We start from the raw sequence: 19,366 nt of genomic DNA, 5'->3' as shown, positions 1-19,366 counted from the left end.
TAGGGTTGTACATCGATTTTTTCGAAGGCCTGCTGTGTCTTTCAACATCTGCAGTGCCGATGAAATGAAGTATGAACCTGCCGGACCGAAAAGAAAAACGGAAAAAATGCCGCTCTATTATCGAATTTTTCGAATTTGCCTTTCATCCGAAATCGGAGTATAAATAATCCAGAAACGGAGGATTTATGCAAGCCGCCTATGCCTACCCAAGAAGCCGCTTTGAACCGGTGATCCCGGTGGACCTGAATGCCCGCGAAGAACGCGAGCGCCTGTCGAAATCGGCGCTGACCGCCTTTTTCCGCCTGGTGGAAGCCTGGTCCGTGCGCGAGAGCGACGCCCGCGAACTGCTGGGCGGCCTGTCCAGCAGCAGCTACTACGACTGGAAGAAGAACCCGGACCGGGTGCTGGAAGTGGACCGCATCACGCGCATTTCCTACCTGGTGGGCATCTACAAGTCGCTGCACATCCTGTACGGCGACCAACTGGCGGACCGCTGGGTCACGCTGCCCAACAAGAACATCATCTTCGGCGGCCGCACGCCGCTGGCCTATATGCTGGGCGGCGGCCTGCTGGCCATGCAAACGGTGCGCAAGCTGGTCGATGCGCGGCGCGGCGGGCTTTGATGGCGGCGGCGAACCTCCCTCCCCTGACCCTGCTGCGGCAATTCGACACCTGCCGCCTGATCCAGTCGCGCTTTGCCGACGTGGAGGATTCCGTGCTGGCCCCGCTGGCCGGCAGCGAAGACGAACTGCATGACCTGTTCGACCTGGACAACGCCACCAACGCGCGCCTGATCGCCGAACACGGCGGCGCGCCCGGCATCGGCATCGACGAGCTGGTGTTCCGCGTGCCGAACTACCGCATCGTCAACGCCGCCTTTACCTACGCGCGCCCCGAAGGCAGCCGCTTCAACGACGGCGAGCGCGGCGCCTGGTACTGCGCGTTCGACATCGACACGGCGCTGGCCGAAATCACCTTCCACAAGACGGTGGAATACGCCGAGATCGACTATTTCCACGACAGCGTGAGCTACCAGTGCATGCTGGCCGACTTCACCGCCCAGTTCCACGACCTGCGCCGCACCGAGCAGCACAACGACTGCCTGGACCCGGCCAGCTACGTGCAGTCGCAGCGGCTGGCCGAGCGGCTGCTGGAAGAAGGCTCGACCGGGGTGATCTTCCCCAGCGTGCGGCGCGCCGGCGGCGTCAACCTGGCCTGCTTCCGGCCTGCGCTGGTGGGCAATGTTCGCAAAGGCGCGGCCTATCGGTTAACATGGGAGGGAGCGCCCGAACCGCGCATTTCCCTACTGTGAGCTTCACTATGCAAACCAAACCTGAAAAAGACATCGAACTGCACGCCAAGATCAACCGTGAAACGGCGCGCCTGCCGTGGAGCGAGCTGGCCAAGCACTTCGCCTCCGGCACCGTGGTGTGGATCGCCGACGAACTGGACCTGGTCGACGTGGCCGTGCGCATCTCGCACGACGACAAGGCCAGCATCACGCAGTGGATGGCCGCCGGCCAGATCGCCAAGGTGTCGGACGAACAGGCCCAACGCTGGAACGATGCCAACGCCAGCCTGTGGGCCAGCGTGGTCAGCCCCTTCATCCTGGTGCAGCAAGAAAAGGGCAAAACGCACTAAGCGTCCTGCCCGGCCGCCGGCAGTAAGCTAGCGGCAATAAGCTACCGGCAGTCCAGCGGGCCGAAGTGTTCGGCCAGCGTGCGCCCCAATCCCTTCTCGACGGAATCCTCGACCTGGCGCGCCAGGCTGGCCGCTTCGCGCGCGGCCTGGCGGTCGCGCTCGTCCTCCTCGTCGTCCGGCATGCCGCTGTTGACGGCCACGCCGCCAAACACGAACACCCGGTACACGTCGGCCAGCGTCAGCTTCTCGGCGTTCGCCAGCAGCACCCAGTTGTCCGCGCCCTCGCTGACGCGCTTGCCCCACTGCACGCGCGGCGGCGCCTCAGCCTTCACCTTGCCCACCCAGCCCTGCGCCTGCATGCGCTCCAGCAGCGCATCCATTTCGTCGTACCCCATGCGGGTGGCCTGGCGGATCGCCGCCGAATTGACCAGCGCCGTATCTCCGCTATGGCCGGCCATGTGCAGCACCTTCAGGATCGCCATCGCGTCCACGAACTCGCCGCCCGGCACCGCCTCGTGCCACCAGCGCTCGTACTTCACCACCGGCAGCGCCGCCGTGAACAGCGCGCCCACCAGGGTGATCAGCCAGGACAGATAGATCCACAGCAGGAACAGCGGCAGCGCCGCCAGCGCGCCGTAGATGCGTGAATAAGTCGGGAACTGCGTGATGAAGACCGCGAAGCCGCGCTTGGCCAGCTCGAAGAACAGCGCCGCCATCAGGCCGCCCCACAGCGCGTCGCGCCAGTCCACCTGGCGGTTGGGCACCACCACGTACATCAAGGTGAAGCCGGCCGTGGTGGCCGCGATGGACAAGGTGGTGTACAGCAGCGCGCCCAGCACCGGTACATTGCCCACCAGGTCGCTGGTGGTGGTGTAGACGTGGGTCGACATGCTGAGCGACACGCCCACCAGCACCGGCCCCAGCGTCAGGATGGCCCAGTACACCAGGATGCGGCGGGTCCAGCTGCGCTCGGCCTTCACGCGCCAGATGCGGTTGAACACGCGCTCGATCATGCCCATCATGGCCACCGAAGTCAGCACCAGCGCCACCGCGCCCACCGCCGACAGCCGGGTGGCCTTGGCGGCGAACATGGTGAGGTTGTTCAGGATCGGCGTGGCGATCTGCTTCGGCATCACGCTCTGCGTGAAATACACCTCCAGCGCCTTGCGCAAGGCGGCGAACATGGGGAAGGTGGTGAAGATGGCCAGCGCAATGGTCAGCAGCGGCACCAGCGCGAACACGGTGGTGAACGTGAGGCTGCCAGCCACCTGCGGCAGGCTCTCCTCCCTCAGGCGGCGGCGCGCAAACAGGAACATGTCGCGGATCTCATGCCACGACAAGTCGCGCAGCACCGCTAAAAATGGATGGATATACTTGGAAAACATTGAACCCCGGGTTGAAAGCACTGTTGTTGCGGGAGCGCGGCATGCCTGCCGGACTCCAAAGCGCCCTATAATACCAAGATGACCACACCAGATCTGATAATTCTCGTCCTGTACTATTCGCGCCATGGCGCAACCCGCAAGCTGGCTGAGCTCATCGCGCAGGGCATCGACTCGGTGCCGGGCTGCGAAGCGCGGCTGCGCACCGTGCCGGCCGTGTCCACCGTGGCCGAGGCCACCGCGCCGGATGTGCCGTCCGAGGGCGCGCCCTACGTGGAGCTGGACGACCTGCGCGACTGCGCGGCCCTGGCGCTGGGCTCGCCCACCCGCTTCGGCAATATGGCCTCCGCCATGAAGTACTTCTGGGACGGCACCTCGGCCGAGTGGCTGTCCGGCACGCTGGCGGGCAAGCCGGCCTGTGTGTTCACCTCCACCGGCAGCCTGCACGGCGGCCAGGAGTCCACCCTGCTGACCATGATGGTCCCGCTGCTGCACCATGGCATGATGGTGATGGGCCTGCCCTATACCACCCCCGAACTGATGACCACCGCGAGCGGCGGCACGCCCTACGGCGCCAGCCACTGGTCCGGCCTTGACGGCAACAAGCCCTTGACCGAAGATGAAAGGCGCCTGGCCACGGCGCAGGGCCGCCGCCTGGCGGAGGTTGCAACCAAGCTGCGCGCCGGCACGCTGCAGGGAGCATGATGGAAACCAAGTCGCAAAAATTCTTTCACCGGGGCGCCATCGCCAGCATGGTGCTGCTCATCCTGTGGTGCATCGCCTGGGAGGTGTGGCTGGCGCCGCTCAAGCCGGGCGGCTCCTGGATGGCGCTGAAGGCCGCGCCGCTGCTGTTCCCGCTGGCCGGCATCATCAAGCGCGACGTCTACACGCTGCAATGGACCTCGATGGTGATCCTGCTGTACTTCACGGAGGGCGTGGTGCGCGGCTGGAGCGATATCGGCACGCTGTCGGCCTGGCTGGGTTGGGGCGAAGCGCTGATCGTGACGGTCTACTTCATCTGCGCCGTCATGTATGTGCGGCCTTACAAAAAGGCCGCCAAACAGCTGACCAAGGACCTGCTGGACAAGGTCAACCGGGTCAATTCGGCAAAATGAGCTCAACAAGATGAACGTCCCGTCCACCGCCATGCGGCACGCCTTCCTGGCCCATTGCCGCACGCTGCTGGGCGACAGTCACGTGCTGACCGTCGCGGCCGACATGGCGCCCTTCCTCACCGACTGGCGCGGCCGCCATACCGGCACGGCGCTGGCGGTGCTGCGGCCCGGCAGCGTGCAGCAGGTGGCGGAGGCGGTGCGCGCCTGCGCGCGCTGGGGCATCCCCGTGGTGCCGCAGGGCGGCAACACCGGCCTGGTGCTGGGCGGCGTGCCGGACCGCAGCGGCGCGGCGGTGGTGCTGTCGCTGGCGCGCCTGAACGGCATCCGCGAAACCGATGCACTGAACCGCACCATGACGGTGGACGCCGGCTGCATCCTGCAGCAGGTGCAGGAAGAGGCGGCGGCGCACGACTGCCTGTTCCCGCTGTCGCTGGCGGCTGAAGGCAGCTGCACCATAGGCGGCAACCTGTCCAGCAATGCGGGCGGCACCGCGGTGCTCCGCTACGGCAACGCGCGCGAGCTGTGCCTGGGGCTGGAAGTGGTGACGCCGCAGGGCGAAATCTGGAACGGCCTGCGCGCCCTGCGCAAGGACAATACCGGCTACGACCTGCGCGACCTGTACATCGGCGCCGAAGGCACGCTGGGCGTCATCACCGGCGCCGTGCTGAAGCTGTACCCGCAGCCGAAAGCCTGCATCACCGCGCTGGCCGCGCTGGCCTCGCCCGCCGCCGCGCTGCGGCTGCTGGCGCTGATGCAGGACTATTGCGGCGCCAGCCTGACCGGCTTCGAGCTGATGTCGTCGTTCTGCCTGCAGCTGGTGGCCACCCAGTTCCCGCGACTGCCGCGCCCCTTCAACGGCGAACACGCGCAGTACGTGCTGCTGGAACTGTCCAGCAGCGAATCGGAAGAGCATGCCGTGGGCCTGCTGGAGCGCGCCATCGACGCGGCGCTGGAGAACGGCGCCATCGAGGATGCCGTGGTGGCCACTTCCGTGGCGCAGTCGCGCGGCCTGTGGCAGCTGCGCGAGCATATCCCGCTGGCGCAGGCCAAGGCCGGCAAGAACATCAAGCACGACATCTCGCTGCCGGTATCCAGCATCCCCGGCTTCATCGAGAAGACCGCGCCGCTGCTGCAGCAAGCCTTCCCGGGCTGCCAGCTGGTGTGCTTCGGCCACCTCGGCGACGGCAACCTGCACTTCAATGTGGCGCCGCCGGACGGCGTCTCCAATGAAGCCTTCCTGGCCAACCAGGACGCGGTGAACCGCGTGGTGCACGACAGCGTGGCCGCTTTCAGCGGCTCGATTTCGGCCGAACACGGCATCGGCGCGCTGAAGCGGGACGAGCTGGCGCGCTACAAGTCGCCGCTGGAGCTGAACCTGATGCGCGCGATCAAAACGGCGTTGGACCCGCAGGGCATAATGAACCCGGGGAAAATACTGTGAAACCACGCGCCTTTGCCATGCTGCTGATGCTGTGCTCTGCCGCCGCCGCTGCGGAAGGCGGCGCGCAGGCGGTCCACAAATGCACGCTGGACGGCAAGGTCACGTACACCGAACAGCCCTGCCCCGGCGGCACGGTGATTGCCGTGCCGGACGCGCCGGCGCCGGACAAGTCGGCCGCCGCCGAACTGAGACGCGCGAAAAAGCAGGCCGACGCGCTGGAAAAAGACCGCCTCAAGCGCCAGGCGGCCGACGGGCGGGAGGACGCCGCAGCCAGCCGCGCGGCGGCGGCCCGCCACCAGAAATGCGAAAAACTCAGGCTCGACAAGAAGTGGGCCGACGAGGACCTGCGCCGCGCCCAGCCGCAGCACGAGGAGCGCGCCCGCATCAAAGCCCAGCGCGCAGCCGATAAACTCAACCTGTCGTGCGCCAGTTGAGCGCTGCGCGATCGGCCGCATCGCCCGCCGCAGCCGCGCTGCGCAAGCTGTCGCGCTGGCTGCTGCTGGGGGAATGGCGCGCGCATCCGGTGCGGGCCATCACGGCCATTGCCGCCATCGCCATCGGCGTCTCGCTCGGTTTCGCCATCCACCTGATCAACGCGGCCGCGTTCAACGAGTTTTCGTCCGCCATCAAGAGCCTGTCCGGGCAGGCCGACGTGCAGGTCAGCGGCGCCGAGGCCACCTTCGACGAGCAAATCTATCCGCGCCTGGCCGAGCGCGCCGGCGTGGCGGTGGCCTCGCCCATCCTGGACGTGCAAGCCTCGCTGCCGGGCCAGCGCCCGGCCCTGCAGATCATCGGCCTGGACGCCTTCCGCGCCGGCTTTGTGACGCCCGACCTGCTGGGCACGCCGGACCCGGAGCGCCTGGCCGACACCCTGGCCGACGATGCCATCTTCCTTTCCCCTGCCGCGCAAGCCTGGCTCAAGCCGCAGGGCGGCGTGCTGGCGCTGCAATCGGGCACGCGGACGGTCACCTTGCGCGTGGCCGGGCCGCTGCAGCGGGCGCGCGCCGGCCAGCGCCTGGGCGTGATGGACATCGGCGCGCTGCAATGGCGCCTGAACCGCCTCGGCCAGCTGTCGCGCGTGGACCTGAAGCTGCGCGGCGGCGTGGACCGCGAAGCGTTCAAGGCGCAGCTGGCGCGCGACCTGGAGCGCGACTATCCGGGCCGCTTCCACGTCGGCAGCCCGAACGACGGCGACCAGAACAGCCGCAACAACAATATGAGCCGCGCCTACCGCGTCAACCTGAGCGTGCTGGCCCTGGTGGCCCTGTTCACCGGCGCCTTCCTGGTGTTCTCCACGCAGGCGCTGTCGGTGATGCGGCGCCGCAGCCAGTTCGCGCTGCTGCGCGTGCTGGGCATGGAGCGCGGCCGCCTGCTGCGCCAGATCCTGCTGGAAGGCTGGGCGCTGGGCGTGGCCGGTTCGCTGCTCGGCATCGCGGCCGGCTACGGCCTGGCCGCCGCCGCCCTGCGCCTGTTCGGCGGCGACCTGGGCGCGGGCTATTTCGCCGGCGTGCAGCCGCAGGTGCAGTTCACGCCGATAGCGGCGCTGGTGTATTTCGCGCTGGGCGTGGGCGTGGCCATGCTGGGCTGCGCGGCGCCCGCCATGGAGGCGGCGCGCGCCACGCCTGCGGTGGCGCTCAAGTCGGGCAGCGAGGAAACCGCCTTGGCCCGCCTGGCGCGCGCCTGGCCCGGCCTGGCCTGCCTGGCGGTGGCGGCGCTGCTGTCGCAATTGCCGCCGCTGTGGGAGCTGCCCATTTTCGGCTATCTGTCGATCGCGCTGATGCTGGTGGGCGCCATCGCGCTGATGCCGCGGCTGTCGTCCGTCGTGTTCCGCTTCCTGCATGCGCGCTGGAGCGCCGCCACGGCGGGCCGCACGGACAGTTCGCCCGTGCTGGCGCTGGCGCTGGCGCGGCTGGCCAATGCGTCCGGCCAGGCCGGCATCGCGCTGGGCGGCGTGCTGTCCAGCTTCAGCCTGATGGTGGCGATGGCCATCATGGTGTCCAGCTTCCGCGTTTCGCTGGACGAATGGCTGCTGCAGATTCTGCCGGCCGACCTGTACGCCAGCAGCGCCAGCGGCGGCGCCACGGCGGGCCTGAACCTGCGCGAGCAGGAACAGGTGCGCAGCCTGCCCGGCGTGGCGCGGGTCGATTTCCTGCGCGCGCGCGGCGTCAGCCTGGCGCCCGAGCGCCCGCCCGTGCTGCTGATGGCGCGCGACATCGAGCCGGCCAACGCGGAAAAACTGCTGGCCATGGACGGCCCCACGCTGCCGGTGCCCGAGGGACGGCGGCCGGTGTGGGTGTCCGAGCCGATGTCCGACCTGTACGGCGTGACGGCCGGCAGCATCCTCAAACTGCCGCTGCAGGGCGGCCTGCATGAATTTTTCGTGGCCGGCGTGTGGCGCGACTACGCCCGCTCCTCCGGCTCGGTGCAGATGCGGCTGGCCGATTACCGCGCCATCACGGGCGACATGGATATCAACAGCACGGCCATCTGGCTGGCCAAGGACGGCGATGGGAACGAGGACGGGGATGACCGCCTGGCCAAGGTAAAAGCGGCGCTGAAGGCGCTGCCGTTTGGCGCATCGCTGGAACTGAGCGCGCTATCCGAACTGCGCGCCATGAGCCTGACGATATTCGACCGCAGTTTCGCGGTCACTTATCTGCTGGAGGCTATAGCGATTATTATCGGGCTGTTCGGCGTGGCCGCCACGTTCTCGGCGCAGACGCTGGCGCGCTCCAGGGAATTCGGCATGCTGCGCCATATCGGCGTGACGCGGCGCCAGATCCTGGCGGTGCTGGCGCTGGAAGGCGGCGCGCTCACCGGACTGGGCATCGCCACCGGCGCGCTGCTGGGCTGGATCATCAGCCTGGTGCTGGTGTTCGTGATCAACCCGCAGTCCTTCCACTGGACCATGCAGATGCACCTGCCATGGCCGCTGCTGGGCAGCGTGGCCTCGGCGCTGCTGGCGGCCGCCGCGCTGACGGCCCTGCTGGCCGGCCGCCAGGCCTTGTCCGGCGCGCCGATCCGCGCAGTGCGGGAGGACTGGTGATGTCGCGTCACCTTTTGCGTACTTTACTACTCGCCCTGCTCGCCGCCGCGTCGCTGCTGATGGCCGCGCACGCGGCGCCGCCGAACTTCCCGCCCGTCACGCCGTTGCCTGCCGGCAGCGCGCTGGCCTTCCCGCACGACTTCGGCGCCCATCCGGACTACAAGACCGAATGGTGGTACGCCACCGGCTGGCTGAAGACGGCCGACGGTAAGGAACTCGGCTACCAGGTCACCTTCTTCCGCCGCGCCACCGGCATCGACCCCGCCAACCCCAGCAAATTCGCGCCGCAGCAGCTCATCATCGGCCACGCCGCCCTGTCCGACCCGGCGCTGGGCAAGCTGCTGCACGACCAGCGCAGCGCCCGCGCCGGCTTCGGCCTGGCCTACGCCAAGGCCGGCGACACCGACGTGAAGCTGGACGACTGGCGCATGGCGCGCCGCCCGGACGGCAGCTACCAGGTCACGCTGGCCGCCGCCGGCTTCACCCTCAACCTCACGCTGGCGCCCACCCAGCCGGTGCTGCTGCAGGGCGAGAACGGCTACTCCCGCAAGGGGCCGGACCCGCAACAGGCCAGCTACTACTACAGCGAACCGCACCTGAAAACCAGCGGCACCATTACCCGCAGCGGCGGCAAGCCGCAGGCCGTCGCCGGCAGCAGCTGGCTGGATCACGAGTGGTCGCAGCAGGTGCTGGGCGACGACGCGCAGGGCTGGGACTGGATCAGCGCCAACCTGGACGGCGGCGGAGCCCTGATGGCTTTCCAGATCCGCAGCAAAACAGGTGCTAAACTATGGGCGCACGCGACATGGCGCGATGCATCCGGTAAGATCACGCATTACCCGCCGGACCAGGTCAGTTTTACCCCGCAACGGCGGTGGCGTTCGCCCCGCACCAATGCCGAGTATCCCGTCGCCACCCAGCTCGCCACAGGCACCACGCTGTGGCAGATCGCGCCCCTGCAGGAAGACCAGGAGCTCGATTCGCGCCGCAGCACGGGCGCGGTGTACTGGGAAGGCGCGGTGACGGTCAGCCGTGACGGCGCGCGCGCCGGGCGCGGCTACCTGGAACTGACCGGCTATGCCAGTGCCATGAAACTATGAATACGCTTACGAATAACAACACGATGACCGACAGTATCAACCGCAACGCCAGCGCAGGGGCAGCCAGCAGCAATAGCAGCAGTAATGGCAGCAGTAGCACCGGCAGCGCCGCGCCCTCCCCCCACAGCGAATCCCGCGAACTGAAGAAAGGCAGCCTGGCCGCATTCAAGGGCCTGCTGCCCTTCCTGCGCCCCTACCGCAAGCAGTTCGCCATGGCCGGCGTGGCGCTGGTGGTGGCCGCCGGCGCCACGCTGGCCATTCCCGCCGCCTTCAAGCAGATGATAGACCTGGGCTTCGGCGCCTCGGCCGGCGTGCGCAGCATCGAGCACGTGAACCTGGTGTTCCTGGCGCTGTTCGGCGTGGCCACCATCCTCGCGCTGGCCACGGCGGCGCGCTTCTACACCGTGTCCTGGCTGGGCGAGCGCGTCACGGCCGACATCCGCAGCGCGGTGTACCGCCACGTGGTCACGCAAAGCCCGGAATTCTTCGAAACCACACAGACCGGCGAGGTCCTGTCGCGCATCACCACCGACACCACGCTGATCCAGGCCGTGGTGGGCACCAGCATCTCCATGGCGCTGCGCAACGTGCTGCTGTTCATCGGCGGCCTGGCCATGCTGTTCGTCACCAGCGTCAAGCTGTCGTCCATCATCATCGGCCTGCTGATCCTCACCGTGCTGCCGATCGTGATGTTCGGCCGCCGCGTGCGCAAGCTCTCGCGCGACTCGCAGGACCGCATCGCCGACGCCTCCGCAGTGGCTGGCGAAATCCTGAACGCCATGCCCACCGTGCAGGCCTTCACACATGAAAAGATCGAGACCGACCGCTTCGGCGCCTCGGTGGAAGGCGCTTTCGTCACCGCCATGAAGCGCATCCGCGCGCGCGCCATGCTGACCGCGCTGGCCATCGTGCTGGTGTTCGGCACCATCGTGTTCGTGCTGTGGCTGGGCGCGCACGCCGTGCTGGAAGGCGCCATGACCGGAGGCGACCTGGGCCAGTTCATCCTGTACGCCTCCATCGTGGCCGGCGCCATCGGCGCCCTGTCCGAAGTCATGGGCGAAGCCCAGCGCGCCGCTGGCGCCACCGAGCGCCTGCTGGAACTAATGTCGGTCAAATCCGAAATCCAGTCGCCCGCGCATCCCCTGGCGCTGCCGCCGCGCGCCGCCAACGGCGCCGCGCTGACCCTGGCCGACGTCACCTTCAACTACCCGTCGCGCCCCGAGACGGCGGCGCTGGCGCACCTGTCGCTGGACATCAAACCCGGCGAAACGGTGGCCGTGGTGGGCCCTTCCGGCGCCGGCAAAACCACGCTGTTCCAGCTGTTCCTGCGCTTCTACGATCCGCAGGCCGGCGCCATCAAGCTCGACGGCGTGGACATCCGCCAGCTCGACCTGCACACCCTGCGCGACGCCATCGGCATCGTGCCGCAGGATACCGTGATCTTCTCGACCGACGCGATGGAAAACATCCGCTACGGCCGCGCCGGCGCCACCGACGCGGAAGTGATCCAGGCCGCCAAGCTGGCTGCCGCGCACGAATTCATCGAGCGGCTGCCGAACGGCTACCAGTCCTTCCTGGGCGAGCGCGGCGTGCGCCTGTCCGGCGGCCAGCGCCAGCGCATCGCCATCGCGCGCGCGCTGCTGAAGAATCCCCCGCTGCTGCTGCTGGACGAAGCCACCAGCGCGCTGGACGCCGAATCCGAACGCCTGGTGCAGGGCGCGCTGGAAGCGGCGATGGAGGGCCGCACCACGGTCATCATCGCGCACCGCCTGGCCACCGTGCAGCGTGCCGACCGCATCATCGTCATGGAAGACGGCAAAATCGTCGAAACCGGCACCCACGCCTCGCTGGTGGCGCTGGGCGGCATCTACGCCAACCTGGCGGCGCTGCAGTTCCACAACGTGCACGTGGTGCATTAACGTGCTGTCTTGACCCGGGTGCTGGTTTCCGGGATTTTCCGCGTGCTGCCGGCCAATGCCGCCGCGCCGACGCGCCAGTCCCGGTTCCGTTCCCTTAATTGAGCCGCAACCCTTGCGGCCGGCGCCAGTCCTGTAAAATCACGTTCTTTCAGGAGATTGAACGTGACCGACGCCGAACTGCGCCAGACGTGCCATACCGTATTGCCCGGCCATCGCCAGCCCGCGCCGGCCGAAACGTTCGCCGCCATGGCCGCCTGGTGCGCCGCCAACGACGTGGTGCACGACGTGTACGGCGAAGGTGCGCTGATCCAGTCTTTCGAGCGCAAGGTGGCCGACCTGCTGGGTTTCGAGGCTGCCGCCTTCTGCATCACCGGCACCATGACGCAGGTGACGGCGCTGCGCCTGGCCTGCGTGGAGCGCGGCAGCCCGCTGGCGGCGCTGCACCCTACCGCCCACATCTTCAGGCACGAACGCGGCAACCACCAGCTGCTGGGCCATTTCCAGGCTTTGCAGATCGGCGATCCGCACCGCCCATGGACACTGGAGGAGCTGCAGGCCCTGCCCGACCACCTCGGCGCCGTCTCGCTGGAACTGCCCGCGCGCGAAATCGGCGGCCAGTGCCCCAGCTGGGACGAGCTGCAAGCCATCAAGGACTACTGCCGCGCGCGCGGCATCCACCTGCACATGGACGGCGCGCGCCTGTGGGAAACCGCCGCAGCCTACGGCAAGCCGCTGCACGAGATCTGCGCCGGTTTCGACACTGTCTACGTGTCGCTCTACAAAGGCATCGGCGGCCTGGGCGGCGCCATGCTGCTGGGCGGCGTAGGCTTTGTGGCCAGGGCGCAGGAATGGTTCCGCCGGCAGGGCGGCAACGTCATCCACCGCACGCCCTACGTGGTGGCCGCCGCGATGCAGTTCGACGCGCGCCTGGCCGCCATGCCGCAGTACTTCAAACGCACCGAAGCGCTGTTTGAAACGCTGCGCGGCCATCCGCTGCTGGTGCCGAATCCGGCGCGGCCGCAAGCCAGCCTGCTGCACCTGCACATGCCCGTCAGCCGCGAGCGCGCCATCGCCATCCGCAACGCCTTCGCGGAAAAGCACGGCGTGTGGCTGTTCAACCGTGTCGGCCACGCTCAGCTGCCGGGCCATAGCGCCACCGAATGGTATGTGGGCGACAACCTGCTCGCCATCGGCGACCAGCGCCTGCACGACATCCTTACCCTGTGGAGCGCCGAACTGGCCGCTCCCGACCTATAACAATAAAGATCCCCATGACTTTCGCATCCCTCGGCCTCATCGATCCCCTGCTGCGCATGCTGGACACGGTAGGCTACACCACGCCCACCCCGGTCCAGAAGCAAGCCATTCCCGCCGTGCTGGCCGGCCGCGACCTGATGGCCGCCGCGCAGACCGGCACCGGCAAGACCGCCGGCTTCGCCATCCCGCTGCTGCAGCGCCTGAGCGAGGGAGAACGCGCCGCGCCGAACCACGTGCGCTGCCTGGTGCTGGTGCCCACCCGCGAGCTGGCCGAGCAGGTGTACGAGAGCTTCCGCAGCTACGGCCGCAACGTGCCGATGCGCTGCCACGTGGCCTACGGCGGCGTGCCGATCGAGCCGCAGATCGCCAAACTGAACAAGGGCCTGGACGTGATGGTGGCCACCCCCGGCCGCCTGCTGGACCTGTTCCGCCAGGGCGCCGTGCATTTCGAGCAGCTGCAGTCGCTGGTGCTGGACGAAGCGGACCGCATGCTGGACCTGGGCTTCGCGGCCGACCTGGAAGCCATCCTGCTCGCGCTGCCGGACGAGCACCAGACGCTGATGTTCTCGGCCACCTTCTCCGACGACGTGCGCGACCTGGCGCAGATACTGCTGAACGACCCGCTGTCGATCCAGGCCAGCCCGCGCAATGTGGCCGCCAAGTCGGTCAAGCAGTGGATCATCACCACCGACAAGGCGCACAAGGCGGAACTGTTCCTGCACCTGTTCAAGAAGCAGCGCTGGGGCCAGGTGCTGGTGTTCGTGAAGACGCGCAAAGGCGTGGACGTGCTGGTGAAAACGCTGGTGGAGCATGGCATCAGCACCGACTCCATCCACGGCGACAAGCCGCAGCCGGCCCGCCTGCGCGCGCTGGCGCGCTTCAAGGCCGGCGAAGTGCAGGTGCTGGTGGCCACCGACGTGGCCGCGCGCGGCCTGGACATCGAAGCGCTGCCTCTGGTGGTGAACTTCGACCTGCCCACCGTGGCGGAAGACTATGTGCACCGCATCGGCCGCACCGGCCGCGCGGGCGCCGAAGGCGTGGCGATCTCGCTGGTGTGCGCGGACGAGGTGGACCTGCTGTCGGCCATCGAAAAGCTCACCCGGCAGGTGCTGCGCCGCGAAGAGGAATCGGGCTTCGAGGCCGACCACCGCGTGCCCGAAACCGGCACGCCGAAACCCGCCGCCAAGGAGGCCGTGGCCGGCAAGAAGAAACGCCCGTTCACCGGTGCGCCCGGCGGCAAGGCTGCGCTGGCAGCCAAGACAGCGGCGGCGCCACGTCCTGCCGGGGGCGCGGCGGGCGGCGCTGCAGGCGGCAAAGGACGCGGCAATGCAGGCGCAAACGCGGGCAAACCCGGCGCCCCGGCCGCCAAGGCGCCCGCACCGGGCAGCCGCGGCAGCAATGCCGCCGCCCTGCGCGCGATGGCCGAAGCGGCCGGCGGCGGCCGCAATGCGGGCCAGGGCCAGGGCAAAGTCATCGTCGCCGGCGGCCGTGGCGCCAAGTCCGCAGCCCGCGCCGAAGGCCGCGCACAAGCCATCGCGCCGGGCAGGAAGACCGGCCGCGGCAGCGTGAAACGCTGAGCCGCCCCTGATACAATCACCGCCTTTGACGAACACGCACCACGCTGGAGAACCGCATGCAGCAATACCTTGATCTGATCCGTACCGTCCTTGAAACCGGCAGCTGGCAGGACAACCGCACCGGCATCCGCACGCTCAGCGTGCCGGGCGCCATGATGCGCTTCGACCTGCTGAAAGACGGCTTCCCGGCCGTCACGACCAAGAAGCTCGCGTTCAAATCCGTGGTGGGCGAACTGTGCGCCTTCCTGCGCGCCTCGCGCAGCGCGGCCGACTTCCGCGCGCTGGGCTGCAAGGTGTGGGACCAGAACGCCAACGAAAACCAGCAATGGCTGGACAACCCCTACCGCACCGGCACCGACGACCTCGGCCCGGTGTACGGCGTGCAGTGGCGCGAATGGCCGGGCTACAAGCTGCTCGACGCCTCCGCCTCCGCGCAGATCGCCGACGCCGAAAAGAACGGCTACCGCCAGGTGGCGCCGCTGGAAGAAGGCGGCGTGCAGAAAGTGCTGATGTATAAAGCCATCGACCAGCTGCGCGAATGCCTGGACACCATCGTCAACAATCCCGGCAGCCGCCGCATCCTGTTCCACGGCTGGAACCCGTCCGTGCTGGACCAGGTGGCGCTGCCGGCCTGCCACCTGCTGTACCAGTTCATCCCGAACGCCACCACCAAAGAGATCTCGCTGTGCCTGTACGTGCGCAGCAACGACATCGGCCTGGGCACGCCGTTCAACCTGGCCGAAGGCGCCGCCCTGCTGGCCTTGGTGGGGCGCCTCACCGGCTACGCGCCGCGCTGGTTCAGCTACTTCATCGGCGACGCCCACATCTACGAGAACCACATGGAGATGGTGCAGGAGCAGCTCACGCGCGCGCCCTTCCCGGCCCCCAGGCTGGTCATCTCCGAGCGCGTGCCCGACTTCGCCCAGACCGGCAAGTACGAGCCCGAGTGGCTGGAAAAGGTCGAACCCGCCGACTTCGCGCTGGAAGGCTACCAGCACCACGCGCCCATTACGGCGCCGATGGCGGTCTGACCCGGCTTTGTGTAGGATAGGCTGACCCGTCAAAGGAAAGCCTCATGAATACGTTCGAACTAGTCCGCAGCCACCGCATCGCCGCCCTGCAAGCCACCGTGGAAGAGTACGTGGCGCCGTCGTCCGGCGCGCGCCACATCCACCTGGCCACCGCCGGGGCCGACCTGGCCTTCCTGGTCGCCTTCCCGACCGTCCCCGACACCAGCGACGGCCGCGCCCATATCCTGGAGCACCTGGCCCTGAGCGGCTCGCAGCGCTATCCGGTGCGCGCGCCCTTCTTCTCCATGCTGCGCCGCTCCACCGCCACCTTCATGAACGCGATGACGTATGCCGACCGCACCGTCTATCCCTTCGCGAGCACCGACCGCAACGACTTCTTCAACCTGCTCGACGTGTACCTGGACGCCACCTTCTTCCCGCGCCTGGACTATCTGAACTTCCTGCAGGAAGGCTGGCGCCACACGCTGGAAGACGGCAAGCTGCGCTACCAGGGCGTGGTGTTCAACGAGATGAAGGGCGCGTTCGCCGAGCCCACGCGGGCGCTGTACAACGGCATCACCGCCGCCCTGCTCAAGGACACCACCTACGAGGTGGTGTCCGGCGGCGATCCGCTGGCGATCCCGGAGCTGAGCCACCAGATGCTGAAGGACTTCCACGCCAGCCACTACCATCCGTCGCAGGCGGTGTTCATGACGGCGGGCGACATTCCCGCCGCCGAGATCCAGCGCCACCTCGCCGAGCGCGTGCTGAACAGGCTGCCGGGCGCCGCGCCGCGCCGCATGCCGCAGCTGGCCACCGCCGCCGCGCCGCGCCAGGCCACCATACGGGTGCCGTCGCAGAGCGCGCGCGCCGACGAGTTCGGCTTCCAGCTGACCTGGCTGATGGGCGAATCGTCCGACGCCACCGTGCAGCACCACGCCAACCTGCTGCAGGCCGGCCTGCTGGGCGACGCCTCGGCGCCGCTGAAAAAAGCCATGGAATCGGCCGGCTACGGCAGGCCTTCGCGCTTGAACGGCATGGATAGCGGGCCGCGCCAGTTGCTGTTCCACCTGGGGATGGACGGCCTGGCCGAGCACCAGCTGGCCGATGCCCGTGCCCGCGTCTGGGCCGCGCTGGAGCAGACCGCCAGCGCCGGCGTGCCGCAATCGGCGCTGCAGGCCGCGCTGCGCGACATCAAGTACAGCCAGCGCGACACCTCCAGCGGCCGCATGCCGAACGTGATGGGCCGCATGCTGCAGGCGCTGCCCGTGGCCATGCGCGGCGGCGACGTGGTCGGCGCCTTCGACAGCGAACCCGTGCTGCGCCAGCTGGAGCAGGACATCGCCGATCCGGCCTTTTTCAAGGGCCTGGTGCGCCGGCTGCTCGATTCGCCGGCCCGGCTGGACGCCGCCATCGTGCCGGACGCGGACTTCTTCACGGCGCGCGCAGCCATTGAAGAGGAAGGCCTGGCCGCCAGGCTGGCGGCGCTCAGCGGCGAGGAGCGCGCCCGCATCGAGGCCGACAGCGCGGCACTGGATGCGCACCAGCGCGTGCCGTCGGACACCTCGCTTCTGCCCCGCATCAAACCGGGCGATGTCAGCCCGCATCCGCGCCCGCTGCCCGCCATTCCCGAGGCGCAGGACGGCAAGTACATCTTCCCCATCGCCTCCAACGGCATTTCCTACGCGCTGGCGCAATTCGACGTGAGCGCCCTGCCCGCCGCCGAGTGGCCATGGCTGCAGCTGTACGCGGACCTGCGGCGCGACCTGGGCGTGGCCGGCTACGGCTACGACGAAGCCGGGGCGTGGCGCCAGCGCATGGTGCCGGCCTTCAAAGTCGGCGTGGAAGCCGTGGTCCGGGCCGACGATACGCTGGAACTGGCGCTGCAATTCTCCGTTACCGGGCTGCGCGAGGAGCATGCCAATATGGCGGAGGTGCTTGCCGCCTATATCGGCAAGCCGCGCTTCGACGAGCATGACCGCATCGCCTTCCTGGTCGGCCGCATGGTGAAGAACCGCGTCAACAGCTTGGCCAGTTCGGGCAACGTCTATGCGTCGCTGGCCGCCACCGCGCCGCTGTCGCCGCTGCGCCGCTTCGAGAACGCCAGCGGCGGCGTGGCCATGCTGCCCTTCCTCGGCGAACTGCGGCGCCTGGCGGCCACTCCCGAGGGCGTGGCGCACATTGCGGCGCGCCTGGCGCAGATCCACGCGCAAGTCGTGTCCTGCCCCTCCACCGTGCTGTGCGCCGGCACCGGCGACGACGCGCAGGCGCTTGCCGGCATGCTCGCCGCGCCGGCCGCCGCATCCACCGCCGCGCGGCGGCAGCCGGCGGCAACGGCCGACGATGGCGCCGGCCAGCCCGCCAATCTGGCCCTGTACGCGGTCGGCCAGGTCAACCATTGCAGCATCGCCTGGCCCGCGCCCTCCCAGACCCATCCGCAAGCGCCGGCGCTGGCGGTGGCGGCCGAACTGTTGACGCACCAGCTGCTGCACCAGGCGGTGCGCGAAAAAGGCGGCGCCTACGGCGGCTCGGCCAGCTACGCCGGCGGCGTGCGGCTGTTCAGCATGAGTTCCTACCGCGACCCGCGCCTGGCGGCGACCTACGCCGACTTCGCCGGCGCCATCGACAGCCTGCTGGAAACGGATTTCAGCCCGGAGCAGATAGAGGAAGCCATCATCTGCGTGATCAAGTCCCTGGACCGTCCCGCGTCGCCATTCGATGCGGTGCTGAACGCCTGGAACCTGAAGGCGCGCGGCATCGGCGCGGCGCAGCGGCAACAGTTCCGCAGCGGTGTGCTGGGCTGCACGCTGGACGACGTGCGGGCGGCGGCGCGCCAGTGGCTGAAACAGGGCACGCCCAGCCGCGCGGCTTTCGTGGGCAACACCACGCAAGACCTGGACGGCATGGAAGTGGCCGACCTGCACGCCCTCAGCGGAGAAAGCCCGGCGCAGCCGACGGCGCCGGGGCAAGGCGGCTAGCAGTTGGCAGCCAGGTTCAGCGTCGCCCGGATCAGAACGGGCGGGTGGCGCTCAGCACCAGGCTGCCCCGGGAGTTCGGTGCTGCGCCGCCGTACCACGAACTGTAGCCGTTGCCGCGCGTCTGCGCCTTGGCCCAGGCCGCCTGCCAGCGCCAGCCGGCCCATCCGGTGCCCAGGCCCACCCGGCCGTCAAGCGTATGGCGGCTGGCATACAGCGGCACCCTGGACAGGTAGCTGAGGCTGCCCGCATGCAGGTACAGGCTGACGTCGCCGCCCAGCGCATAGCTGCCGTTCAGTTCCACATAAGCGGTGCGCGCGTTCAGGCCCAGGTAGTCGGGCGAATAGGAAAACCGGGCGTTGAGCTTGTCGACCGCCAGGCTGGCGTAGATTTCGCTGTAATTGAGGTTCGCCCCCGGCGTATAGCCGTAGCGCGACACGCCCGTGTCCAGCGTCAGACCGGATGCCAGGCGCTGCGCGTAGCCGGCGTAAGCGATGTATTGCGTGCCGCTGCGCCGGTCGCCCTGCAGTTTGTAGCGGGATGCGAACGCGCCCGCGTACCAGCCGGCGGCGCCATCATAATTGAGATTGAGCTGGGGCGCGGGACCGCCGTCGCTGAGGCTGACGCCGCGATACACGTGCTCGGACACCAGCGCGGCGCTGCCGCTGAGTTGCGCGCCGGCTTCGCGTGCCTGCCAGCAGCACAGCAGCAGGACCGCCCAGGCTCTACGCAACGGCGCCTCCGCCGCACGGGCGGCCGGCGCGCGGCCGCCTTTGTCGGCATGGCCGCAGCAACTGCTGCGAACACTGCTGCGAAAACTGCTGCACAAACATGTAAACTCCCCGATCAGGTGCGTAACAAACCCATCATGCCAGAGATGCGCGCCGCTGAACAGGACGATAC

At 68.4% G+C, this 19,366-nt stretch carries 16 protein-coding genes; 14 read left to right on the top strand and 2 right to left on the bottom strand.

Features of this window, described 5'->3' with window-relative positions; genetic code table 11:
* Window positions 1-185 precede the first annotated feature (185 nt).
* From AC56DV_RS28700 to AC56DV_RS28690, 3 genes are read left to right on the top strand one after another with little or no spacing between them, the layout of a single operon-like run.
* The gene (locus AC56DV_RS28700) at window positions 186-623 is read left to right on the top strand and encodes an MbcA/ParS/Xre antitoxin family protein (protein WP_056390938.1); all 438 of its coding nucleotides are present in this window, start codon (window positions 186-188) and stop codon (window positions 621-623) included.
* Complete coding sequence (locus tag AC56DV_RS28695; protein WP_496317617.1) at window positions 623-1,312, top strand: RES family NAD+ phosphorylase; 690 nt, start codon at window positions 623-625, stop codon at window positions 1,310-1,312. The genes AC56DV_RS28700 and AC56DV_RS28695 overlap by 1 nt, the downstream gene beginning before the upstream one ends.
* 8 nt (window positions 1,313-1,320) lie before the next feature.
* The gene (locus AC56DV_RS28690) at window positions 1,321-1,641 is read left to right on the top strand and encodes a DUF2288 domain-containing protein (protein ID WP_496317616.1); all 321 of its coding nucleotides are present in this window, start codon (window positions 1,321-1,323) and stop codon (window positions 1,639-1,641) included.
* Window positions 1,642-1,682: 41 nt separating this feature from the next.
* Here the strand turns inward: AC56DV_RS28690 and AC56DV_RS28685 are convergent, their stop codons facing one another.
* A complete protein-coding gene (locus AC56DV_RS28685) occupies window positions 1,683-3,026 on the bottom strand; it encodes a YihY family inner membrane protein (RefSeq protein ID WP_496317615.1) in 1,344 nt (447 codons plus the stop codon).
* Between the two features lie 78 nt (window positions 3,027-3,104).
* Between AC56DV_RS28685 and wrbA the strand changes: the two genes are divergently transcribed.
* The 11 genes from wrbA to AC56DV_RS28630 all read left to right on the top strand — a co-directional run bounded on the left by wrbA (window position 3,105) and on the right by AC56DV_RS28630 (window position 18,466).
* A complete protein-coding gene (gene wrbA, locus AC56DV_RS28680; RefSeq protein WP_496317614.1) occupies window positions 3,105-3,728 on the top strand; it encodes an NAD(P)H:quinone oxidoreductase in 624 nt (207 codons plus the stop codon).
* Window positions 3,728-4,138 (top strand): DUF2069 domain-containing protein, encoded by a 411-nt coding sequence (locus tag AC56DV_RS28675; RefSeq protein ID WP_496318496.1) that lies wholly within the window; start codon window positions 3,728-3,730, stop codon window positions 4,136-4,138. The genes wrbA and AC56DV_RS28675 overlap by 1 nt, the downstream gene beginning before the upstream one ends.
* A gap of 10 nt (window positions 4,139-4,148) precedes the next feature.
* A complete protein-coding gene (locus AC56DV_RS28670) occupies window positions 4,149-5,579 on the top strand; it encodes an FAD-binding oxidoreductase (protein WP_496317613.1) in 1,431 nt (476 codons plus the stop codon).
* Window positions 5,576-6,013, top strand: coding sequence for a DUF4124 domain-containing protein (locus AC56DV_RS28665; RefSeq protein WP_496317612.1), 438 nt, complete (start codon window positions 5,576-5,578; stop codon window positions 6,011-6,013). Before AC56DV_RS28670 ends, AC56DV_RS28665 begins: the two co-directional genes overlap by 4 nt.
* Window positions 6,010-8,625: an ABC transporter permease gene (locus AC56DV_RS28660; RefSeq protein WP_496317611.1), complete on the top strand. Its 2,616-nt coding sequence runs from the start codon at window positions 6,010-6,012 to the stop codon at window positions 8,623-8,625. The genes AC56DV_RS28665 and AC56DV_RS28660 overlap by 4 nt, the downstream gene beginning before the upstream one ends.
* Window positions 8,625-9,725, top strand: a complete 1,101-nt coding sequence (locus tag AC56DV_RS28655; protein WP_496317610.1) for a lipocalin-like domain-containing protein — start codon at window positions 8,625-8,627, stop codon at window positions 9,723-9,725. Before AC56DV_RS28660 ends, AC56DV_RS28655 begins: the two co-directional genes overlap by 1 nt.
* Before the next feature lie 23 nt (window positions 9,726-9,748).
* Window positions 9,749-11,644 (top strand): ABC transporter transmembrane domain-containing protein, encoded by a 1,896-nt coding sequence (locus AC56DV_RS28650; RefSeq protein ID WP_496317609.1) that lies wholly within the window; start codon window positions 9,749-9,751, stop codon window positions 11,642-11,644.
* Between the two features lie 162 nt (window positions 11,645-11,806).
* A complete protein-coding gene (locus AC56DV_RS28645) occupies window positions 11,807-12,901 on the top strand; it encodes a threonine aldolase family protein (RefSeq protein WP_496317608.1) in 1,095 nt (364 codons plus the stop codon).
* Between the two features lie 14 nt (window positions 12,902-12,915).
* Window positions 12,916-14,478 (top strand): DEAD/DEAH box helicase, encoded by a 1,563-nt coding sequence (locus tag AC56DV_RS28640; RefSeq protein WP_496317607.1) that lies wholly within the window; start codon window positions 12,916-12,918, stop codon window positions 14,476-14,478.
* A 56-nt stretch (window positions 14,479-14,534) separates the two neighbouring features.
* Window positions 14,535-15,509 carry a thymidylate synthase gene (locus AC56DV_RS28635; protein WP_496317606.1) on the top strand — a complete coding sequence of 325 codons (975 nt, stop codon included), beginning with the start codon at window positions 14,535-14,537 and terminating at the stop codon, window positions 15,507-15,509.
* A 44-nt stretch (window positions 15,510-15,553) separates the two neighbouring features.
* Window positions 15,554-18,466 (top strand): insulinase family protein, encoded by a 2,913-nt coding sequence (locus tag AC56DV_RS28630; protein ID WP_496317605.1) that lies wholly within the window; start codon window positions 15,554-15,556, stop codon window positions 18,464-18,466.
* A 31-nt stretch (window positions 18,467-18,497) separates the two neighbouring features.
* Here AC56DV_RS28630 and AC56DV_RS28625 read toward each other — a convergent pair whose 3' ends face one another.
* Window positions 18,498-19,196 (bottom strand): TorF family putative porin, encoded by a 699-nt coding sequence (locus tag AC56DV_RS28625; RefSeq protein WP_496317604.1) that lies wholly within the window; start codon window positions 19,194-19,196, stop codon window positions 18,498-18,500.
* Window positions 19,197-19,366: the final 170 nt, after the last annotated feature.

The organism is Massilia sp. BGA-UO-ETr-WB1, assembly GCF_059567845.1.
The sequence above is the reverse complement of the archived record's forward strand: the minus strand, read 5'-3'. Positions and strand labels throughout refer to the sequence as shown.